Source organism: Arthrobacter ginkgonis (genome assembly GCF_039540195.1).
In the GTDB taxonomy this organism is placed as follows: Bacteria; Actinomycetota; Actinomycetes; order Actinomycetales; family Micrococcaceae; genus Zafaria; species Zafaria ginkgonis.
The window spans coordinates 55644-75836 of record NZ_BAABEO010000019.1; the positions used below are offsets into that span (position 1 = coordinate 55644).

Consider the following 20193-nt stretch of genomic DNA (forward strand, 5'->3'; position numbering starts at 1 on the left):
AGGCTGGTCCTACCTGCGCGCCCGAAGCTGGATCCGTACCAACGGTTGACCGGCTCGACAAAGCAGCCGGAACCGCGGCTGATTGAGGACAGGACCCATGAACGGGAAGACAAAGATCGCGGCCGGCGCGGCCACCACTGCCTTGGCCCTGGGAATCGGGGTTGTAGTCGCCGGAATGGCCTCTGCCGCCACCACCTCGACCCCGTCCCCATCGTCCAGCGCGGCTGCCGACCAGCCAGCGAACGGTGACAACGCGGGCAGGGGAGGCCACGGCCACCGGGGATTCGGGGACCGCGCGGCGGACCTGGCATCGAAGCTGGGCGTGGACGAAGCCAAGGTGACCGAAGCGCTGGAGGCCTTCAGGGCGGCCAACAAGCCCGCCGACGGAACCGATTCGGGGCAGAGGCCCGACCGCTCGGCGCGGGAAGCGGCACTTGCCGCTTCGCTGGCCAAGTCGCTGGGCATCGAGGAGGCGAAGGTCAAGGCGGCGCTGGAGGAAATCGATGCGGAGGAACGGAGCGAACGTGCTGCCGCGCTCAAGACCCGCCTCGACGCCGCGGTGAAGGACGGGACGCTGACCCAGGCGGAAGCGGACGGGGCCGCCAAGGCCGTGGAGAAGGGGGTGATCGGCGGGGGCCGGTAACTTCCATCCACCCGGTCGCCGCCGGCCCTGCACCGATCAGGGCCGGCGGCGACCGCTTGTGTCGGCGAGGTATTCCGGCCGCGCCGGTGCCGTCATGTCCGTCAGGGGGCTCTCCTCCGACCGTCCGGTCATGGTCAAATAGGAGGGCTAGACCGGCTGCCCGAGTCCGACTGCGGCCTCGGCCATAGGGAAGGAAGCGCATGACCGATCGCCAAGAACACCCCCCGATCCCCACCCCCGGAAGCGCCCAGGGCCTGGACCGCAAAGTCGAGGGCGGGTGCCCGGTGGCCCATGGCAGCGTGACCTCGCACGGCAGCGAGAGCGAAAACCCGGCGATCGACTCGCCGCAGCCCAAGGCGCACCGGCCGCGGACCATCGCGGACTGGTGGCCGAACCAACTCGACCTCTCCGTGCTCCACGCCAACCACCCGGCGGGCAACCCGCTCGGCCCCACGTTCAGCTACAGCGAAGAGTTCCAGGCGCTCGACGTCGAGGCGCTCAAGCAGGACATCATCCAGGTTCTGACCACCTCCCAGGACTGGTGGCCCGCGGACTTCGGCCACTACGGCGGCCTGATGATCCGGATGAGCTGGCACGCTGCCGGCACCTACCGCGTCCACGACGGACGCGGCGGTGCGGGGGACGGCGGCCAGCGGTTCGCGCCGCTCAACAGCTGGCCGGACAACGCCAACCTCGACAAGGCCCGGCGGCTGCTGTGGCCGGTGAAGCAGAAGTATGGCCAAAAGCTCTCCTGGGCCGACCTGCTCGTCCTCGCGGGCAACGTCGCCCTCGAGTCGATGGGCTTCAAGACCTTCGGCTTCGCCTTCGGCCGCGAGGACGTGTGGGAGCCGGAGGAGATCTTCTGGGGGCCCGAGGACACCTGGCTCGGCGACGAACGCTACATCGGCGAAGGCCGGATGTCGGAGGAGGTCGGCTCCACCGAGATGGGCCTGATCTACGTCAACCCCGAGGGGCCGATGGGCAATCCGGACCCGCTCGCGGCCGCGGCGTTCATCCGCGAGACCTTCAAGCGCATGGCGATGAACGACGAGGAGACCGTCGCCCTGATCGCCGGCGGCCACACCTTCGGCAAGACCCACGGCGCCGGTGATGCCGATGAGCACGTCGGTCCCGAGCCGGAGGCCGCCGGCCACGAGTCGCAGGGCCTGGGCTGGCTCAGCACCCATGGGACCGGCAAGGGGCCGGACACGATCACCTCCGGCCTCGAGGTGACCTGGACGGACAAGCCGACCGAATGGAGCAACCGCTTCTTCGAGATCCTGTTTGAGTACGAGTGGGAGCTGGTCAAGAGCCCCGGTGGCGCCCACCAGTGGGTGGCCAAGGAGGCGCCCGAGATCATCCCGGACGCCCACGACCCGGAGAAGAAGTACCGGCCGACGATGCTGACCACGGATCTTTCGCTCCGCGTCGACCCCGCCTATGGGGAGATTTCGCGCCGCTTCCTGGAGAACCCGGACGAGTTCGCGCTCGCGTTCGCCAAGGCCTGGTACAAGCTGCTGCACCGCGACATGGGCCCCGTCGGCCCGCACCTGCTCGGACCGTGGGTCCCCGAGCCCCAACTCTGGCAGGATCCCATCCCGGCAGTCGACCACGAACTGATCGACGGACAGGACATCGACTCGCTCAAGGCCCAACTCCTGGACTCGGGCCTGTCCGTTTCGCAGCTCGCCGGCACGGCCTGGGCGGCGGCGTCCACCTTCCGCAAGACCGACCGGCGCGGCGGCGCCAACGGGGCACGGATCCGATTGGAGCCCCAGCGCGGCTGGGAGGTCAACGAACCCGAACAGCTGGCAACCACGCTGCAGGCGATCGAGACGGTGCAGCAGCAGTTCAACTCCGCCCAGGACGGGGGCAAGAAGGTCTCGCTGGCAGACCTGATCGTCCTCGGCGGCTGCGCGGCGGTGGAGAAGGCAGCGAGCGACGCCGGCATCGCCGTCACCGTGCCGTTCCGGCCCGGCCGCGCCGACGCCTTCCAGGACCAGACCGACGTCGAGTCGGTCCAGTACCTGCAGCCGCGGGCGGACGGGTTCCGCAACTACGTGCGTCCCGGCGGGAAGCTCCAGCCGGAGACCCTCCTGCTCGACAAGGCGTACCTGTTGGACCTCTCCGCGCCGGAGATGACGGCGCTCGTCGGCGGCATGCGTGCCCTCGGCACCAACGTCGGCGATTCCGCCCACGGCATCCTCACCGACAGGCCCCAGGTCCTCACGAACGACTTCTTCGTCAACCTGCTCTCCCCGGGCACGCGGTGGAAGGCGTCGGAGGCGGAGGAGGACGTCTACGAGATCAGCGACGTCGCCACCGGCGAACTGAAGTGGACCGCCACGCCGGTGGACCTGGTCTTCGGTTCCAACTCCCAGCTCCGGGCGCTGGCCGAGGTCTACGCGAGCGACGACGCCAAGGAGAAGTTCGTCAACGACTTCGTGGCGGCCTGGACGAAGGTCATGGAGCTGGACCGCTTCGACCTGCGCTGACCGGGGCGACCGGGCCGGCCGCGGATGCGGCCGGCCCGGCAGGCCGGTTCCAACGGTCGTTGCAACACCCGCCGTTTGGGGAGTTGCAACGACCGTGCCGCTTTTAAGGACGAACCCGCAGAAGTCGCGAAGGCCCCGCCACCCCGTGACAAGCAACGGGTCCGTCTCGCCAGTTCTGGCGGGGATTTTCTGAAAGTGATAACGGCCCCGTAATGCCACAACGGAATACTCGCAGAAGAAATCCACCTCTGATGAAGGGAAACCGAAGCCATGGCTGAGCCTATGCGCTACCGAAACACCGGCGGTCCCTCATTGGTCGCGGGAGACCTGCCGCCCATTGCGAAGCTGGCTTCCGACCCCAGACGGAGCCGGTGCCCGTCCGGTCCCCGCATCCGCTGGTGGAGCCGCCGGAAAGCTTCGCGGCGTATCTGGAGGCGAACCTGTAGCGTCCCGAGGTCGTGGGGCCCCTGTCCTGAAGACCGCTTGGCTGCCGCGTCGGGTCGACCGCCGGGCCTGGCAGCAGTACCGCCTCATCGGAGCGGCAGGCAACGGATTCGTCTACGCGACCCACACGAACAAGGAGGAAGCAGGAGATGTCTGAGCAGCACGAGCACGAGCACGAGCACGAGCACGGCAGCGGGCACGGTGGCCATGGCGGGGACGGCACCATGGGTCTCCATGGCATGCTGCTGTTTGGCGAGGGGGCCCTTTACCTGTCGCATCTGCCGATGTTCCAAAGACCGCATAATTTCCAAGTGATCCTCGAAGTCGGATTCGATGAAGCCGCGGGCGAGGTGCTCAGCGCTGACCGCGAAAGCGGCGGCCAAGGCCTATACACGTTCGAGCCCGAAGAGTTCCACATCACTGAACTTGACCCCGGCGGAGACGGCCCGGAGCGATCCTCGATCGAGGGGACTATTTACCGGGGTCACTTCGAGCGTGGGGGACTGCCGATTGCCCGCGCGGTTGCCGAGGTCCGCAATGTCGTGTACTTCAAGAAGCTCGATGTCGGTGCAGGGCACGTGGCGGACCAGGATCTGGCCTACCTCTGCTTCGGGCGTGCAGGGCAACTGCACTTCGTCCATCGGATTACGGCCAAGCCTGATTTCGACCAGGTGTTAGCGGCACGACTGGTCCCCGGCACGGTTACGGACATGGCCGGACGCCCTGTGGGAGAGGACGTGACCCGGGACTTCGACCATGCCGTGCCGGTGGAATTCCAGGGCCGCCGCGACACGCCGCAGTTCCGGCTGTCACCCAAGGAAACCGCCGAGGGGGCCTTCTTCGCGACCATCGCGCCGCAAGGTTTCCACGGCTTCCGTGTCCAGGTGGAAACTGACCGGGAGCTGTACCTCGAACTGCGCGAGTTGGGTTCCGGCTGACAGAACTCACCGGGCCGCACAACGTGCGACCGTGGCGGCGACCTGCTTGGCCAAGTCGTTGTCAGACCCGCAGACGACGTCAGTCGACCCAGAACGGGCTGTTGACCGGCCGGACGGCCGTGGCCAGGTCCGTCAGGTCCGGTGCTGCCGGCGGCTGCTCATAGGTATAGCCCAGGGCGGTGATGTCCAGCACTTGCCGGATGGTGTGGGCGCCGGGGCGGAGGTCGTCGTCGATGTTGTGGCCCCGGGGTCCGTCCTGCAGCGGTGCGTAGTGCGGGGCACCGTCGGGGTTGTTGATCTTCTGCACCTCCTGCCAGTCGGCCCAGACCTTGTCGATGAAGCAGTGGTGGAGGAAGAACACCGGGTCGTCGGGGGAGGTCATCAGCAGCATGTTCCCGCCCACCCAGACGTGGACCCGGTTGTGCAACTGGGAGCCGGTGGTGGTCACCCTGTTGTCGCCGCGCCGGGTGACGAAGCCCTCAATCCGGTTCCGGAACCCGATGGTGAACGGGCTGGGGCTGTAGGGCGGGGTGTCGTAGAAGACCTCGCCCATCGCCAGTTGCAGGTCTGCGGGCGCCGGAAGACTGTCGAGGAGTCGTCCGAAGCTGCGTTTCAGGCCCGGGCCGGGCAGGCCTTCGGCACTGTAGTCGGGGACCGGCCACCTGCCGTTCGCGTGGGCGAAGGGGCCGTTCGCCACCCGCCATTCGTCCGCTTCCACACCCGTGCCGCCCATGAGGTCATCGGCCCAGACGGGCGAGGCGGCCGGGTCGGCGGTGTCCTCGGTCCAGTCCCAGTAGGGGATGGACACGGAGGCATCGATGGCGCGCAGTTCGGTTTCCAGCTGGAAGAGGAATTCTCGGTGCCAGGGCAGGAAGGCCGGGCCCCGATGCGCGCCGTTGCGGTAGTTGGCATCGCGGGGTTCGGAGGGAAGGACCGCCGGTTGCATGACGTGGTGGTGCCAGTGCACGAACCTGTCGTACTTTCCCCGGGCCTTCAGCTCCAGCAGCGCGTGGACGAAGGCCTGCCGCTGCGCGGCGGTGAGGGAGCGGACGTTCTTGCGGACCAGCATGGCTGTCCTCCATATGGTTCAGGATTGCCTGACGGCGATGAACGAGGCGACGAATCCGGCCTTGGCCTGGCCGCCGGAATGCGGAACCGTCCGGATGACCGAGCCCGCGATGGCGGACCGCTGGTCGACACCGCTGGGCCAAAGGGGGATCAGGTAGCCCAGATAGTCATAGACCCACAGCTCGCCGCCGATCTGCCCGGAGCCCTGGAAGCGCAGGGTGAAGGGGTTGCCGTAGCTGTATCCTCCGGCCAACTCCAGGCGCCAGCCCTCGCCGCCGAGGCTGCCGGCCAGGCGGCCGAACTCCGGTGTCGCCAGTTCCAGGGTCCCGGCCCCGAACCTCAGGGCGTTGAATTCCGTGGACAGGTCCGGATCGTTCCGGAAGCTTCTGTAGCTCCAGGACCCGTCGAACGGGCCATCGTGTTCCATTGCTGCCTCCCGGGAGAACGGCCAGAATTCGCGTGCATATTGGCCGGGCGGGCGGCCCGGATGGATGTAGATGCTCCCCTGCCCCCGTTATCACGGCATTACTGGCCGGCACGGAACTCCAGGACGGGGCCTGTTGATGCCGAGGCTCGCGGCGAGCCGCGCAATCCGCAGCTCGCCCGGGCAAGGCGCGTGGTTCTGGCGGGCCGGATCGGGTGTACCCACGGCGAGGCCGAACACGACGAAGCTGTATTGGGGCAGGCTGGTGGTTCACTCGCCTGGGTGGGCCGACTCGCTAGGGGAAGACGATGGAGAAGCCCGGGAGCGAGGCGTCCGGGCCGGTGTAGGCGACCCCGTCGACCCGCAGGCCGTCGGGGTTGAGCAGGGTGATCTGGCCCCCCTTGTTGGACAGCACCACCGGCGCAGCCAAGGTGACCCGCACGGTCTCCCCGGCCGGGACGGAACCGGAGAGTCCCATGGCGTTCTTGTCCCGGTCCAGGATCTTCCAGCCCGCGAGTTCCACGGTCCGGTCGGTCGTGTTCAGCAGGGTCACCGTTTCCACCTCGGGGGAGGCCGTGGGGTTGGCCAGGGCCGCCACGATGCGCACCGCCCCGTCGGGTGATTCCGGGGTCGGGGGGACGCCGAGTTGGAAGGGGCGGGGTTCGATGCCGGCATCCGATGGGGGCCCGCTAACGGGGGGACTGATCTGGTGGCCGGTCACGTCGTCGGTGTGCCAGGTCTGGGACTGGAATTTGAGGAAGATGCCCACCCACTGGTTCTGGTGCGGGAAATGCAGCAGAAGCGCGCCGTCCTGGTAGACCCCGTCGTCGTCCGTGAAGCGGCCGACGTTGCCTTGGTTCATGTGGATGTCGTGGACCCCGTTTCCGGGCAGGAACCCGAAGATCTTGTCCTTCTTGCCGGGCTCGGGACCCCAAGGTTCCCCGAAGGCGTAGATCAGCGAGTCCTCGTCGGCCATGGCCCGTTGGATGTAGTGGTCCACCTTCTCGTTCAGGTCGTTGTCCGGGCCCGGGACGTTGAAGGGCAACGGCACCATCAGGCGCGGGTCGAACAGGTTGGAGCGGATGTAATCCAAGGCCGGGCCGGCGGGCTGGGAGGCGAGGGGGTGCCAGCCCCGGTCCAGCGCCTCGAGTTGAGGCAGGAACGGGTGGCGGAAATTCGAATCCACCAGGTATTCGACCTCGGAGGGGCTCAGCGCCGACTGGACGTTCACGGCCAGCCGGTAGTCCGTGGTGTCGTCCACGACGTGGACCTGGTAGTGGGGGTTGCTGCCCGATCCCAGCACCCGGTTGATGGGGGTTCCCTTGAGGACCCCGTAGTTCTTCAACGGCATGACGACCTCCAGCGCGTCTCGATCCGCGGTTCCCGCCCCGAACCCGCGAGCGGCCTGCCGCCCTGCTTCCGGTCCTGGCCTGAGCCTGGGGACGGGTGCGTGACTTCTGCATTACTGCTGCCCTGACACTCACGACGCTGCAGCAGAGGTCGACGAAGCCATCAACGGCCTCGTCGACCTCCGCCACCGCAGCGCTCGAGGCGTCCGCAGCAAGGACAACTATGGATTCCTCACGCTCCTCATCGCCGGGGGACTCACTTCGACTCTCCCTCCGCGAGCCGCTGAAGTTCATCGAGCGGCAGGGGAGACGGGGCCTCCCCGTTGTCCGTCGAGGACGGCGCTTCGGGCGGCGATGATGGTGCGGTCCCCGCAGCGTCCTCCTGGGAGGATTCGGAGAGCAGCTTGTCAAGGGGCAGCGGTTCGGGCGCTTGGCTCGAGGACTGGTCAGCACCAGGCCCCGACGTGCCTCCTGGAGTTCCCAGCGCGTCGAGCGGAAGCGGCGACGGCGCGGACGCCCCCGAATCCTCCTGGGATGATTCGGGGAGCGACTGGGCGAGCAACTGGTCAAGGGGCAGTGGTTCGGGCGCCTGGCTCGAGGACTGGTCAGCGCCAAGCCCTGATTTGCCTCCTGGAGTTCCCAGCGCGTCAAGAGGGAGCGGCGACGGCGCGTCGGCACTCGCGTCGACGGAACTGCGAACGCCCGCTGAAGAGCCGAGGGATAAGGAAATCGTGACGTCGTTGGACATCGGCTTACTCCCGTCCGCTAGAGGTAGACCTGGGTGATGTTCTTTGCCGCATCCAGCACGACGTACACCTGCTTGCCGTTGGCCCTCGCGGCGGCGAGGATCACGAGCACGTTCGTCACGCCGTCCGGAGAGTTCGGCAGGACCTTGTGCCAGGCCCCGTCCACGGCGAGGATCGCCCAAGCGTTCTGGGAGTGGTGGGTGGCGTAGATCTGGTTGATCAGGGTCCACATGGTCGTCTCTTTCTCTCGTGATGGGTGGGGATCAAAGATAGGTTTGGAACACGGTGGCCGTGTCCATGTTGACGGTGACCTTGAGGTTCTTGGCTCGGGCCAGGGCGAAGACCGCCGACATGTTGGTGACGCCGTCGGGAGCGCCGGTCTGGATCTTCCGCCAGCCGAAGCCCGCCAGGTTCACCCAGCCGTTCTGGCCATGGTGGCTGGTGAACACGCTGTCGACGCCCACGTTGGAGTGCCATTGTGCTCCGGTGCCTCCAGCGGCCCGGGTCTTGACCGTCATCGAGGCACCCACCGCGGAAACCTGCTCGATCTCAAGGCCGGACGCGCTGCCGTCCCACCATTTGCTCGCCGGTGCGGTCGCCGCACCGAAGGTGGATGCGGCGCCGCCATAGAGGTCCTCGGCGTCGCCGCTGTTGCCCCGGCGCTCGAGATCGAACCGGTTGTCCGCCTGCGTGAGGGAGCATTCGTAGTGCTGGCTGGCGGTCATCTGTTCGTGGCTGTTGTTGCCGTTGACGTCGACGTGCCAGATCGCCAGGCCGGCGTCGGGCAGCGCCGCGTCCCGGCCGGACTGTTGGCGGTTCTCCAGGATGAAGTACTCGGCTGCGTTCCTGGCATGGAGGAGGAAGTCGTTCTTGCCCGCCTCGACGGTCGCGGTCGTCCCGCTGTTCAGGGTGGTGACTCGTGATGCCCATCCCGCGGCATGCTTCAGGTAGGCCTCGACTTGGGTGGGGTTCTTGTCCGATCCGCCGAAGCACATCAGCGAGTAGTGGCCAATGCCGTTGCCGATGTTGACTTTGTCGTAGTCGTACAGGTCCGGGAAGTCGCAGATCATGTGCCCGTTTTCATGGCAGAACGTCCTCAGGGTCAACTGGTTGCCGAGATCGGTGATCTGGTAGTCGGAGAACCGGCGTCCACCCCCGGCGGAGTAGGAGCTGGCGAGGGCCCACGAGTGCGGCCACAGGCCTTGCGACCATGCGTTGGATCGCGCGCCGGCATAGAACACGCTGAGCGCCTGGATGAACCCGCCGGAGTCTGCGGTCAGCCCGGAAAAGCTGAACCCGCTCGCGACGAGGCTGTCCAGTGCCTCCCGGATCAGCTCCTGGGCGCGCGTGCCGTAGGCGATCGCCGGATCGGTGTAGTAGGTTCGCGGGTGGGCGGCCCGGTAGTAGGCGGCCACATGGTTCCTGTACCGCAGCTTGCCATCGGAGACGTCCCGGAAGTAGTCCAGGGCCGACCCGTTGTTCCCGAATCCGGAGTAGCCGGCCTTGTTGCAGAAGTCATCGACCTCCTGCTTGCCGATTGTCTGCGGGAAGTCCGAGAAATCGACCAGCAGGACCAGCCCCAGGTAGTCGCCCGTCGTGCTGCCCGTTGGAGGTGCGGCCTCCGCTCCCTCCGCAGACCGGGCGTTCCGGCGGGCGAGGTTCTCTTGCCGCCGCTGCATCCATCGCGGCGGGGGTCCCATGGCGTCCCGGGCCTCGGCGGCATGTCGGCGAGTGGCTTCTCGGGTGAGCCGTACGTGTTTGGGAAGGGCGAGCGTGTCCGGGCCCTCCGCACCGACTCGCGTGCCGCTCGGGACCAAGGTCTCGCCGTCGTCCGCCAATTTCGCATACTCGTAGTAGCCGCTGTCCCCTTGGACGACCGTGTAACCGTCCAGGGTTTCGAAGACGGCCTGAAACTGGTTCCCCCACCCGCGCAGCGTCACTTTGGAGCCATCGGGATTCTCAAAGGTGAAGAGTTCACCCACGAATGGACTGGGCACGTCGGCCCCTCTCTCTGTTACTCGGCGTCCCGGGCCGCAGACTGCCAGCAGTCGCGGTGCTGGGCCCGCCGGGCGATTCGACTAGGACGCCCTCCAAGTGCTTGTTGGGCGAATTGGTCCGCTCAGTCACGGGCGGCCGTCACGCGCCCACGTACGTGCCATGACGGTCACCCTGCGCTCCTCCTTCCCACGATCAAGGGGACGACGCCGCACCGCCTTGCGCGCGCTTCTGCGTCAGGTAAAGCGGACGGTGTGATCCAGGATCCCCACTCCCACCTCGATCTTGAGAAGACCCAGTGTGCGGCTGTCGGTGCTGCCCGTGTTCCAGCACCAGTCGAATGCCCTGGAGGGCAGCTGCGTGAAAAAGGGGCCGGACCACGCCCTGGTGCGGGACTCGTTCTCGGCGAAGACGAAGTATTTGCCGGGCCCGGCCCATCCGCTGAAGGCTTTTGCGGTGCCACCTGGCGCGATGCGGTACCAGCCCTTCTTGGCCCAGTTCGTGCCGCCCTCGCATCCGGGAGCGTGGTACCCGTAGGCCACGAAGAGAGTGTCCGAGGTGCCGTTCTTGAAGTAGAGGCCCATCACGCACCGTCCAGATCCGTGGGGTGTCGCGGCGGGTCCGCGGGCATCCGGAGTTCGGTGCCGAGACCTGCGGCTGCGGCCGCATCCTCTTCGTAGGGCTCTTCACCCGCTTGCAAGTCGATTCCACTTGCCGTGCCTGCCACCGGAAACCTGTCGGTGGTCCGGGCTTCGGGCAAGTTCTCGTTTGCCTCGCCGAGGTTTTCCTGCACCTGCTCGGGCGTCCATTCGCTTCGAAGTCCACTCATCGTGTCGCCTTTCCTGGATGGATCTGCACCCCCAGCATCCGAGGGATGCGTTACCGCGCCATTACCGGACCAAATGCCGCCCACACGTGAGAACTGCGAAGCTGCCCCGGCTTTGATGGCCTCGCGGGCACCTTTCGCCCGAACGACGGCGTGCTGGTTGCCGTATCTCTCGGAGTTGCGGGCAAGCCATGGCCCCGTCGCAGTGGTCCCAACAAGGGATCCCCGAGTACGAAGATCTTCATGCCGATGGTATTGATGCCTGCGCCAAGGCGTGGGCCGTCGCGCCTGGCGGACGAGTGCGACTTTTCCCCGCCCACGTTACGGCGACTCTCGAGATGGCGCTCGATGGTGCCACGCGCCTTGAACTCCGTCACTACGGGGTCGTAGAGACATAGGCGTGGAGGACCCCCGTGTCGAAGGCCTGTTTCCCCGGCGGGTGCCAGGCAGCGTCGTCGATGGCTCAGTCTGGGCTGCCCGCGCGCCTGTCAGGTTGGGCCCTACCCCAACCCAGCGGCCGGGCGTTCCGCCTACCCGTCCCCGGCAGAACCCGGCGACCCCTCGGGAGGACCGCCATGCAGCTCACCGTCAGCGACGTCGGGGCTGTCACCTTCGCCCACGGCCAGGCTCCCGCAGCGTTGGCACTTTGATAACCAACCCATCTTCGCGTCATACCAAGCCACCAAAGGGGCCGCCAGAAGTGCCGAACTGCTTGAGGGTAATTGCTCCCCTTACGGCTTTCCAGCTGTCCCAGGTACCCACAATATGATTGCGGTTGCTGCCACCACGGCTAGTGCGGTTCCCGTCACCGCACCGAGCACCCGAAGGCGGACCGGGCGGGGGCACCCCTTGGCCAGCCTGAGGGCGGCGAGTACGAAAAGGGCTCCGGCCGCGGTGAAGAGCAGAGTGGTCCAGATGGCAAGCGGTACTACCATTTCAAGAACCGTCACAAGGGTCAGTGAGACGAAGAGCAAGAGCAGAAGCCATCTTGGCCATCCCGTAAGAGTCCTGGCCTGAACCAACCGCCCGCCCGCCCAGAGTCCGCAGGCTACTTCGACGAAGCGCAGCGTATACATGAGGGCTACCGTGTTGTTCCCGATCGTGAGCAGGGCAGCGCAGGCTGCAATCCCCAGGATGATCCGTCCCGTCCGGGAGCCGTCGGGTAGACCGGCGAGCACGAACAGCGCCAGCGCAGCTGCGTGAGCGAATACGTAGACGGAATAGTTGGTCTGTGCCTGCTGGCCGGACATCGGGAAGAAATGGAACCAGCCGTTGGTCAGCCCGGCGATGAGCAGCGCCATCCCGCCGAGGGCCAGATACACGGGATTCACCTCGGGGCCGGGCGGGGGGCCGGGTTTATGGGGTACGGGGCGGCCGGAGAGCGTGAACAGGCGAGTGGAGCTGCCGCGGACATACAGGACCGGGGTCACCCACTCCAGGGAGGCCAGGCCCAGGATGGAGGTCCGTCCGCTTCCGGCGGCCTTGTCGATGTCGCGGCCGTGGGCAATCGCGTCGTAGAAGCCCCGGGCGAAGGCGACGGCGGCCGTGTCGCTGACGGCGAACTGCATGGCCACCACGGCGCTGATGCCGCCACGGACCAGGGCTGCCGCCGTTCCCGAGAAGAGGTCCTCCTCTCCGGCTTCACCGGTCGAGCAGGAATTGAGCACCACGAGCTGAGGCGTTGGGTCGGCTTCCCGAAGCAGGTCAACCAGGCGGGAGGATTCCACCATGTCGGAGCGGCCCGAAGCCGAGATTAGGGCAATGTGGCCCTCCTGACCATGGAGGTCGTAGCCGCCATGCCCGATGAAGTGCACGATATGCCACGGTCCTCCCAGCAGATGTGCCTGAACCGAGCTCCAGGTCGCCTGCGGCACCCAGACCAGTTCGACCAGCCCTGCGGCGATCGGTTCGGCCAGCGCCCGGGCCAGATGCTGTTTCTCTGCGTCAATATCTAGCGCCCCCAGGTCGCGAGGTGAGGCGGCGATGCCGAGGATCCGCAGCGGCGGCACCACCTCGAGGGGATCGGGACTGTAGTCGGAGGCCGGGATGCGCCGCAGCAGGGGCCTTGTGCGGCACAGATAGGACTCGGTTTCCGGGTCGAACAGCATCTCCCACGGCAGGCCCGCCAGTTCGGATGCGGTCAGCCGGAGCACCACCCTGAGTTGCTGACCGGAGCGTTGGGCCGCGCCCAGGCTTGCTCGGTAGGTTCCGTTCACCGGGCCGGTGAATAGTGCCTGAAACAGCTGCTGCCCCACTTCACGCAGCGGTTTCTCCGCCCGTGAAATGGTTCGCCGGGTTGATATTGCAGAGGTCAAAACGGCGTCTTCGAGTTCAGCCCGGCGATCCAGCAAGGCGTCCACGTCCAGCGTGAATGTCGCAGATGGCTCCCCGCCCGCCAGGGCCCGGATCACTCGGACGGTGTAGTCGCCGGGGCCGGAACCGGATCCAATTTCCAGCTCAATGTCATTTTCCACCGCAGCCTTCTCACCCGGAAATTTGAGATTGCCAGGCTGCCCTCCCAAAACGAGGTCTCTGCGAGGCATGCACGGACCCACACCAAGACTGATCTGTACAAAGCCGGTCGCTCATTGGGGTGGCCCGGACGTTCCCCTCGGTGAACTTCTGATACAGAAGATGACCTCCCGTTCGTCAGCCACTGCCAGGACCAGCGGCTGGAATTACCGTAGGGGCCGGACATTACTTGTCCGTTACTGCCGAACGGCAAAGCGGGCGATTTCTGAAAGGGCCCAGGTGGCGGCCGCAAATGCCTGGCCGTGTCACATCACTTGGCTCTGGACCGCTTGGGGCGGTGACCTGCTTGTCCAGGCAGTCGTCCAGCCCGCGGAGCAGGGACAATTCGGCGATCTGCCCGCCGGCCTGGGCAACCGGGCGCAGCGTGTATGAGCCAGAAGCCGCGCAATCTGGCTCCATCGATGGGCAGGGCCTTGAAGTACTCATACGTAGTGCTTCTTCGGCCGGCCGGGGCCGGCCCGTGTGGCTCACCCTCGCCCGGGGCTGCCCCCTCAACGCGCATAGCCAAGCCCCCACCGGAGGCTCACACTGAAGTCCACCAAGGGGCATGCTCAGGCACAACCCATGATCGCCGGCAGCCGCGCATCCCGCAGTCCTGGGCCAACGAGAGGGAAAGACCATGCCGCTGTATCTATCGAAATTCAGCTACACGCCGGAGACCTGGGCCCGGATGATCGCCAACCCCGAGGACCGCCGGGTGGCGGCCCGGTCCTACATCGAGTCGGTGGGTGGGCGGCTCCACGGCTTCTGGTACGCTTTCGGCGCGCACGACGGGTTCACCCTGTGGGAGGCCCCCGACAACGTGTCCATGGCCGCGGTGGCGCTGGCGCTCAGCGGGGGAGGGGCCCTTGGCTCGCTGGAAACGACGGTGCTCCTAAGCGTCGAGGAAACGCTGGAGGCCCTGCGGCAGGCCGCGCAGGTGGGGTACCGGGCTCCCGGCGCCTAACCGGACCACGCGCTCTCAACAGCTTCGGCGGGAATTGATGCCGGGGAACCGCGGGCCTCCTGCGGTAACACTGGCGCGGGAGCGCGATGGGTACCAGCGACACCATACGGAACCACCTCTCCGCCACCGGCCTCGCTGGAGCTCGAGGCCCGTAGGCGTTCGGGACCATCTAGGGCGCGGGTGGCGCGGTCGGTAAAGGCCAGGGTGTGGAAGGGTCGGTTGGTAGAGGCCCGGCCGGCCCCGAGGAATAGTAGACGGTGATTCGCCAACCATCCGTGGTGCATTTCGGATCAACGTCCAGTACCAGGCCGGCCTCTGCTTGCTCATTCGTCTGGCCCTCAAGGACTGGCTCTAGGCCGAGGGCGGTCAATTCCGCTTTCACGTCGCCGACCGGCCGGCCAATGTAGGCGTTCGGGGAAACGGTCAGTGGCGTGCACGTCGGGGAGGCCGCCGCTACGCTGATGTGTTTGGGCTTGCTGGTAACCCCGCTCTGGGACGCGGTGATGGTGACTTCTCCCGAAACAACGCCGGTAACGACTCCGGTGGAGTCGATTTTGGCTGTGGCCGGATCGCTTGACTCCCAAGTGACGGATGCCAGGTCCTTCTGGGAACCGTCGCTGTACATGCCCGTAGCTTTGTAGGAGGCGGTTCGGCCCTCCATCACAGTGCCCGGCCCGCTGATTTCAATGCGCTCGAGCTTGGAGGCTGGCGATCCGGTTGGCGTCCTAGTGGAAGCCGCCGTGACGGTGACTTTAGCGCTGTCCTTTTTTCCGTCCGCGGATGCGGTGATGGTGACTTCTCCGGGGCTTTTTCCAGTGAGCTTGCCCGTCTTGGGGTCAACTGCGGCAACTTCCGGCTTGTCTGAGTCCCACTTGACGGCGCCCGCGCCCAGCTTCCTCTCGGTGTCATCGCTGAATTTGCCCATGGCGACCAATGACAGGGTCTTGCCCTGCTCCAGTTTGCCCGGATCATGGATCTCGATGCCTTCCAGCTTTGCCGCGGTCACCGTGATCCGTATCTGCCTCGTGATTCCGTCCGCCGAGGCGGCGACAGTGGCGTCCCCGGGCTTCATGCCTGTGATCTTGCCAGTGGCGGCGTCGACGGTGGCGATGGCCGAGTTATCTGACTCCCACCTGACGGACTCCGTCAGCTCGCGGTGGTCGCCATTGCTGTAAATGCCAGTGGCAGTGAGCTGCACCTCCGCTTTTGGCGGCAGCTCCCGCACCTCGCTTATGACGATGTCTTTTAGTGTTGGGTCCGGGGCAAACTGATGCGCCATGAACAGCAGGCCGACGAGCAGGACAGCGGCGGCCACACAAACGCCGTAGGCCAGATGAATCCGGCGCCGGTAGCGGTCCATGCCCCGCTGGAGTGCCCGCTCCGCATCCGCGGGATGGTCCCGGGAACGTTCCTCGGCGATTGCCGCCAAGGTTCGCTGGAAGGGCGCATTCATCGCGGATCCCCGCCCGTGTCCGGTCCGCCTGCGGCAGGCTGGAAATTATCCACGGCAGCCCTGACCTCTGCCTTGGACCGGCCGGTGATCCGGGAGATTTGTGCCGCCGAGAGGTCGGCAAACTCATGCAGCACCACCGCTGCCCGGTCAGGGAAGGCCAGCGATGCCAAGGGGTGCAGGGCCCCGCCGTTCTGGGTGTCGGGATATGGTCCTTCCGGACTGGCGGCCGTCCCGTGCTGAGGGGAGCCGATCAGATGGATCAGGTCGCAGAGCGCATAAGTCCGGATCTGCGCAGTCACGGGGCCCCGCCATACGGCGGCGGTGCGGGCCCAAGCCTCCTCCAGCAGCGCGGAGGCTCGTGCGGGATCGTCGCACAGCAACTGGGCGCAAAGGGACAGTTCCTCATGTTGGCTCTCGAAGGCCATCCGAAGCTCTTCCTGACGGTCCTGAAGGGCCCGGGAAAGCCTTGCGCCGGGAGGGAGCCCGAACTCCACCTCCCGAAGGGAGGGAATCAGGACCACCCCCACCAAGGCAGCAATACCGAGGCCCATGAGGACGACGCCGAGAACGCCGGACAGGATCCATCCCGCAGCTATGGCGGCGAGCGTGGCTGCGGTGATGGCGACCCTCGCTGGCCGCACCAGCGGCCGCAGCTGCCGTTTGGGAACATCACACATGGGCTTGGTGCCCTTCCCTCGCACGCGGACATGCGAGTTAGGCGGATCGCCCCGGCATGCCATGGCTACTCCTGCATGATACCGCCGGACTTGTGATTCTCATCTCAGTGGATCAATCTTAATTCGCGGCACATGGGGGCAACCGGCACCCTTCGCGTAGTCCCTGTGGGAGGGCAGGGAAAACTTCAAACGCTGATGGTTAGAAGGTCGTGTGAACACGGACATCGAGCTGGAAATCAGTCCAGGTTCAGGGCGCGATGAGTACATGGTGCGGGTGATACAGGCCCGGGCCGGCGGGGAACCGTGGGCCGCCTTCCGCCTGGACGTTGATGAAATGCTGGACAGGCGGGCCGACCTGGAGCAGACGATCCTTGCTTCGGCCGTGTCGGCGCGCCGGATGGTTCCGCTGGCTGAGGAGCCTGTGCGGCAGGCTGGACAGCAGCTGTTCGACGCACTGTTCGCGGGCCCGGTGCGCGGGGCATACCGGGCGAGCCTTGGTGCGGCCCAACAGGCCGGTGACCAGCTGCGGGTGGTGCTGCGGCTGGCTGCTCCGGAGCTGGCCGCCTTGCCGTGGGAGATGCTGTTCGACCCGGAAACGGAATCGTATCTCTGCCGGAATGAGCCGATGCTGCGGCGCATCCCGGCGCCCGACTACACGCCCCGGGCCCTGAGGGTCGTCCCGCCGCTGCGGATCCTCGGTGTGGTTTCGTCCCCGCGCGGCCTTCCGGCCCTGGACGTGGACGCGGAAAAGGAACGCCTGGAGACGGCATTGGATGGTCCGATCGCGGCAGGGCTGGTGGAGGTGGTCTGGGCGCCGGAGGCGACTTGGGCGGGGGTCCACGAGCAACTGCTGGCGGGACCTTGGCACGTGGTGCATTTCATCGGGCACGGGGACTACGACGTTCGTGCCGGGGAAGGCCTGATCGCCTTGACGGATGCGCATGGCCGTGCGGCCATGGTGGAGGCCTCCCGCCTGGCGTACCTGCTGAGCGCGGCTCGGCCGGTTCCCCGCCTGGTGGTGCTCAATTCCTGCTCCAGCGGTGAGTCCGGGACGGAGGAATTGTTTTCCGGCACCGCCGCCGCGCTGGTCCGCAGCGGGGTCAGCGCCGTGGCGGCCATGCAGTTCACCGTCAGCGACGAGGCGGCCATTGCGTTTGCGCAGGGGTTTTACACCGCAATTGCCAACGGCCGCAGGATCGATGAGGCCGCCCGCAACGGGCGGATCTCCATTACGGGAAACTCCCGGTCAACGCTGGAATGGGTCACCCCGGTGCTGTACGTACGCGGCAGCGAGACCAGCCTGTTTACGTTGACCCCACCCCGGGGCGCCGCCAGGCTGCGGACCGATCCCCTCCACACCCGTGAGCCGGAACGCCCCGAGTCCAGTGGTGAGCCGGAACGGCAGCCGGAGGGCGCCGCGCCGGAGATTCGGGCAACCGAGGGTCCGGCGGCCGATGCCAAGATGTCGGATGAGAGGGTGGCGGAGGCCCGTGCGACGGAGGCCGCCCGGCAGGAAAAGCAGCGGATCCGCTGGCAGGACCTGTACGACCGGGCCGGTGCCGCCCTGCAGGTGAACCAGTACGGGACGGCCATCGAACTGCTCGACAGCCTGCTGGCGGAAGAGCCCGGCTTCCGGGACGCGGCCGCGCTCCGCGAGACGGCGGGGCACCGCCAGCAACTCGCCTCCGTCTACCGGCGCGCACAAGCAGCGGAGAGCGCCGGCGACTGGGTGACCGCGATCCGCGGCTACACCTTGGCCCAGGCCGATCCGGCGTTCGCCGACGCCGGGACCGCACGCAGGCGCTGCGAGACGCGCCAGCGCGTGGCGGAACTTCAGGTGGGCATGCGCAAGCACGCCGAGGCCGGCAACTGGGATGTCGTATTGGAGTTTTCCGCGGCGCTGGCTGCGGTGGACCGGAACGCGGCCAATCCGGGAGGCCTCGCCACCCGGGCCCGGCTGGAACTGCTCTACGAGCAAGGGCGTTTGGCGGAGGAAGCCGGCGATCGGGCCGCGGCCGGGCAACTCTACGCGGAGATCCTCAAAACGGCGCCGGCGTTTCGGGACGCCGAAGCGCGCCGCGACGCCTGCCGGGAAACGCGCAACGAGGCCCGCCCCCAAATCCCTCCACCCGCCGTCGGGGGCGGTCCGGTTCGCCCGGTGCCCACCCCGCAGCGGGTCCCGGAAGCCGGCACCGAGCTGCTGCGGGTCCGGCACGGCAGCGCTGTCAATGCGGTGGCGTTCAGTCCGGACGGAGCCCGCCTGGCCACTGGCAGCTGGGACAAGACCGCCCGGATCTGGGATGCCGGCACCGGCGCCGAACTGCTGCGGCTGCGGCACAACACCGTGGTGAATACGGTGGCGTTCAGTCCGGACGGAGCCCGCCTGGCCACCGGCAGCTGGGGCAGTTCCGCCCGGATCTGGGATGCCGGCACCGGCATCGTGCTGTTGCGAATCAGGCTCAACAGTGCGGTCAACGCGGTGGCGTTCAGCCCGGACGGCACCCGCCTGGCCACCGGCAGTGACGACATCAATATCTGGGATGTCCAAAGCGGTGCCCACCTGTTGCACATCCGCCAGGAAAATCCGGTTCACGCGGTGGCCTTCAGCCCGGACGGAACGCGCCTGGCCGGCGGCAGCGAGGACACCCGGATCTGGGACGCCCGCAGCGGTGCCCAGCTGGTGCGCATCCGCCACGACCTCGCGGCCACGGGGGCGGCTTTCAGCAGGGACGGTTCCCGATTGGTTACGGGCAGCAATGATCGGACCGCATGGATCTGGGAGGCCGCCACCGGCAGGAAACTGGCCAAGATCCGCCACGACGACGCGGTATGGGCGGTGGCCCTGAGCCCGGCCGGGACAATCCTGGCCACCGGCTGCAGCGACGGCGCGGTCCGGCTCTGGGACAGTGCCGGCGAAGACCTGCGGCTGCAGGTCCACCACGACGGCGGGGTCTCCGGACTATGCTTCCGGCCTGACGGGCGCGCCCTGGCCACGGCCAGCCGGGACGCCACCGCACGCATCTGGTACATCGGAGGAGCGCAGCGGCGGAAGTAGGGCACGGAGACGGGGACCGGGTGCCCCGATCCCCGTCTCCGGTCAGCCTACGGTCCCTACCTCCTGGAAAAGGCAGTCGTCGAAAATGCGGTCGTTCCTCGACGCCTCGGCGGCGTTGCCGGGGGATGGGTCGACTTCCGCTTTCAGTCCTGCATCGTCCCGGACAACTGGCGAACGTCGTAGTCCTGCAGGGAGTCGGGCCCTGTGTCCATTGCCTCGGTCCGGTCGGTGACAATGATCAGCGCCCCGGTCACCGGTGCCTCGTCGATCCCCCGGAGCCCCGAGGGAACCAGCACGGACAACCGGAGCTGGGAGACGTCCCTTGTACTCTCGAGGAGAATCCCCGTCAGCATCGTCCCCAGCTCGGACGTTGAGATTTTCAGATTGCCGCCGGAGAACTCGCGGCGCGTGCCCGGCAGGTCCTCGCCCCGGACCGAGAGCACGCCGTCATCGGCGCTGTACCGCGCTTCTATGCCTTCGCCCGTAAGCGTAAAACCCTTCATCTGCATCTTCCCGTCGGACAACGAAATCGGTGGTCCCATTACACGATGCCGGCGTTACTGCGCCGTTACGGCGACTGGCACGTGGAAGACGTCCCCGGC

General features: G+C 67.0%; 16 protein-coding genes. 5 read left to right on the forward strand and 11 right to left on the reverse strand.

Features of this window, described 5'->3' with window-relative positions; genetic code table 11:
* The first annotated feature begins 97 nt into the window (after positions 1–97).
* The 3 genes from ABD912_RS13520 (at position 98) to ABD912_RS13530 (ending at position 4520) form a co-directional block, all read left to right on the forward strand.
* Positions 98–643: a hypothetical protein gene (locus ABD912_RS13520; protein WP_345151480.1), complete on the forward strand. Its 546-nt coding sequence runs from the start codon at positions 98–100 to the stop codon at positions 641–643.
* Between the two features lie 200 nt (positions 644–843).
* Positions 844–3138, forward strand: a complete 2295-nt coding sequence (gene katG, locus ABD912_RS13525; protein WP_345151481.1) for a catalase/peroxidase HPI — start codon at positions 844–846, stop codon at positions 3136–3138.
* 593 nt (positions 3139–3731) lie between these two features.
* Positions 3732–4520, forward strand: coding sequence for a hypothetical protein (locus tag ABD912_RS13530; RefSeq protein ID WP_345151482.1), 789 nt, complete (start codon positions 3732–3734; stop codon positions 4518–4520).
* A 79-nt stretch (positions 4521–4599) separates the two neighbouring features.
* Here the strand turns inward: ABD912_RS13530 and ABD912_RS13535 are convergent, their stop codons facing one another.
* The 8 genes from ABD912_RS13535 to ABD912_RS13570 form a co-directional block, all read right to left on the reverse strand.
* Positions 4600–5589, reverse strand: a complete 990-nt coding sequence (locus tag ABD912_RS13535) for a tyrosinase family protein (protein ID WP_345151484.1) — start codon at positions 5587–5589, stop codon at positions 4600–4602.
* An 18-nt stretch (positions 5590–5607) separates the two neighbouring features.
* Positions 5608–6015: a hypothetical protein gene (locus tag ABD912_RS13540; RefSeq protein ID WP_345151485.1), complete on the reverse strand. Its 408-nt coding sequence runs from the start codon at positions 6013–6015 to the stop codon at positions 5608–5610.
* A gap of 292 nt (positions 6016–6307) precedes the next feature.
* Positions 6308–7363, reverse strand: coding sequence for a DUF2278 family protein (locus tag ABD912_RS13545; RefSeq protein WP_345151486.1), 1056 nt, complete (start codon positions 7361–7363; stop codon positions 6308–6310).
* A gap of 763 nt (positions 7364–8126) precedes the next feature.
* Complete coding sequence (locus ABD912_RS13550; protein ID WP_345151488.1) at positions 8127–8339, reverse strand: hypothetical protein; 213 nt, start codon at positions 8337–8339, stop codon at positions 8127–8129.
* Between the two features lie 31 nt (positions 8340–8370).
* Positions 8371–10104 carry a M6 family metalloprotease domain-containing protein gene (locus tag ABD912_RS13555; protein WP_345151490.1) on the reverse strand — a complete coding sequence of 578 codons (1734 nt, stop codon included), beginning with the start codon at positions 10102–10104 and terminating at the stop codon, positions 8371–8373.
* A gap of 234 nt (positions 10105–10338) precedes the next feature.
* Positions 10339–10686 (reverse strand): DUF1036 domain-containing protein, encoded by a 348-nt coding sequence (locus ABD912_RS13560; RefSeq protein ID WP_345151492.1) that lies wholly within the window; start codon positions 10684–10686, stop codon positions 10339–10341.
* Positions 10686–10931 carry a hypothetical protein gene (locus ABD912_RS13565; RefSeq protein ID WP_345151494.1) on the reverse strand — a complete coding sequence of 82 codons (246 nt, stop codon included), beginning with the start codon at positions 10929–10931 and terminating at the stop codon, positions 10686–10688. The genes ABD912_RS13560 and ABD912_RS13565 overlap by 1 nt, the downstream gene beginning before the upstream one ends.
* 728 nt (positions 10932–11659) lie before the next feature.
* A complete protein-coding gene (locus ABD912_RS13570) occupies positions 11660–13402 on the reverse strand; it encodes a CHAT domain-containing protein (protein ID WP_345151496.1) in 1743 nt (580 codons plus the stop codon).
* Between the two features lie 677 nt (positions 13403–14079).
* Here ABD912_RS13570 and ABD912_RS13575 point away from each other — a divergent pair.
* Entirely contained in the window at positions 14080–14406 is a 327-nt protein-coding gene (locus ABD912_RS13575; RefSeq protein WP_345151498.1) for a GYD domain-containing protein, read from the forward strand.
* A gap of 169 nt (positions 14407–14575) precedes the next feature.
* Here the strand turns inward: ABD912_RS13575 and ABD912_RS13580 are convergent, their stop codons facing one another.
* Positions 14576–15859, reverse strand: coding sequence for an Ig-like domain-containing protein (locus ABD912_RS13580; protein WP_345151503.1), 1284 nt, complete (start codon positions 15857–15859; stop codon positions 14576–14578).
* Positions 15856–16599: a SigE family RNA polymerase sigma factor gene (locus tag ABD912_RS13585; RefSeq protein ID WP_345151505.1), complete on the reverse strand. Its 744-nt coding sequence runs from the start codon at positions 16597–16599 to the stop codon at positions 15856–15858. The genes ABD912_RS13580 and ABD912_RS13585 overlap by 4 nt, the downstream gene beginning before the upstream one ends.
* Before the next feature lie 148 nt (positions 16600–16747).
* On the opposite strand from ABD912_RS13585, the gene ABD912_RS13590 reads away from it, so the two are divergent.
* Positions 16748–19591 (forward strand): CHAT domain-containing protein, encoded by a 2844-nt coding sequence (locus tag ABD912_RS13590; RefSeq protein ID WP_345151507.1) that lies wholly within the window; start codon positions 16748–16750, stop codon positions 19589–19591.
* Between the two features lie 143 nt (positions 19592–19734).
* On the opposite strand, the gene ABD912_RS13595 is transcribed toward ABD912_RS13590, so the two are convergent.
* On the reverse strand, positions 19735–20094 hold the full coding sequence (locus ABD912_RS13595; RefSeq protein ID WP_345151509.1) for a hypothetical protein: 360 nt from the start codon (positions 20092–20094) through the stop codon (positions 19735–19737).
* Positions 20095–20193: the final 99 nt, after the last annotated feature.

What these genes read in the sequence shown, in the direction of transcription:
- ABD912_RS13520 (WP_345151480.1), top strand. Translation starts at nt 98, where the DNA reads ATGAACGGGAAGACAAAGATCGCGGCCGGCGCGGCCACCACTGCCTTG.
- katG (WP_345151481.1), top strand. Translation starts at nt 844, where the DNA reads ATGACCGATCGCCAAGAACACCCCCCGATCCCCACCCCCGGAAGCGCC.
- ABD912_RS13530 (WP_345151482.1), top strand. Translation starts at nt 3,732, where the DNA reads ATGTCTGAGCAGCACGAGCACGAGCACGAGCACGAGCACGGCAGCGGG.
- ABD912_RS13535 (WP_345151484.1), bottom strand. Translation starts at nt 5,589, where the DNA reads ATGCTGGTCCGCAAGAACGTCCGCTCCCTCACCGCCGCGCAGCGGCAG.
- ABD912_RS13540 (WP_345151485.1), bottom strand. Translation starts at nt 6,015, where the DNA reads ATGGAACACGATGGCCCGTTCGACGGGTCCTGGAGCTACAGAAGCTTC.
- ABD912_RS13545 (WP_345151486.1), bottom strand. Translation starts at nt 7,363, where the DNA reads ATGCCGTTGAAGAACTACGGGGTCCTCAAGGGAACCCCCATCAACCGG.
- ABD912_RS13550 (WP_345151488.1), bottom strand. Translation starts at nt 8,339, where the DNA reads ATGTGGACCCTGATCAACCAGATCTACGCCACCCACCACTCCCAGAAC.
- ABD912_RS13560 (WP_345151492.1), bottom strand. Translation starts at nt 10,686, where the DNA reads ATGGGCCTCTACTTCAAGAACGGCACCTCGGACACTCTCTTCGTGGCC.
- ABD912_RS13565 (WP_345151494.1), bottom strand. Translation starts at nt 10,931, where the DNA reads ATGAGTGGACTTCGAAGCGAATGGACGCCCGAGCAGGTGCAGGAAAAC.
- ABD912_RS13575 (WP_345151498.1), top strand. Translation starts at nt 14,080, where the DNA reads ATGCCGCTGTATCTATCGAAATTCAGCTACACGCCGGAGACCTGGGCC.
- ABD912_RS13580 (WP_345151503.1), bottom strand. Translation starts at nt 15,859, where the DNA reads ATGAATGCGCCCTTCCAGCGAACCTTGGCGGCAATCGCCGAGGAACGT.
- ABD912_RS13585 (WP_345151505.1), bottom strand. Translation starts at nt 16,599, where the DNA reads ATGGCATGCCGGGGCGATCCGCCTAACTCGCATGTCCGCGTGCGAGGG.
- ABD912_RS13595 (WP_345151509.1), bottom strand. Translation starts at nt 20,094, where the DNA reads ATGAAGGGTTTTACGCTTACGGGCGAAGGCATAGAAGCGCGGTACAGC.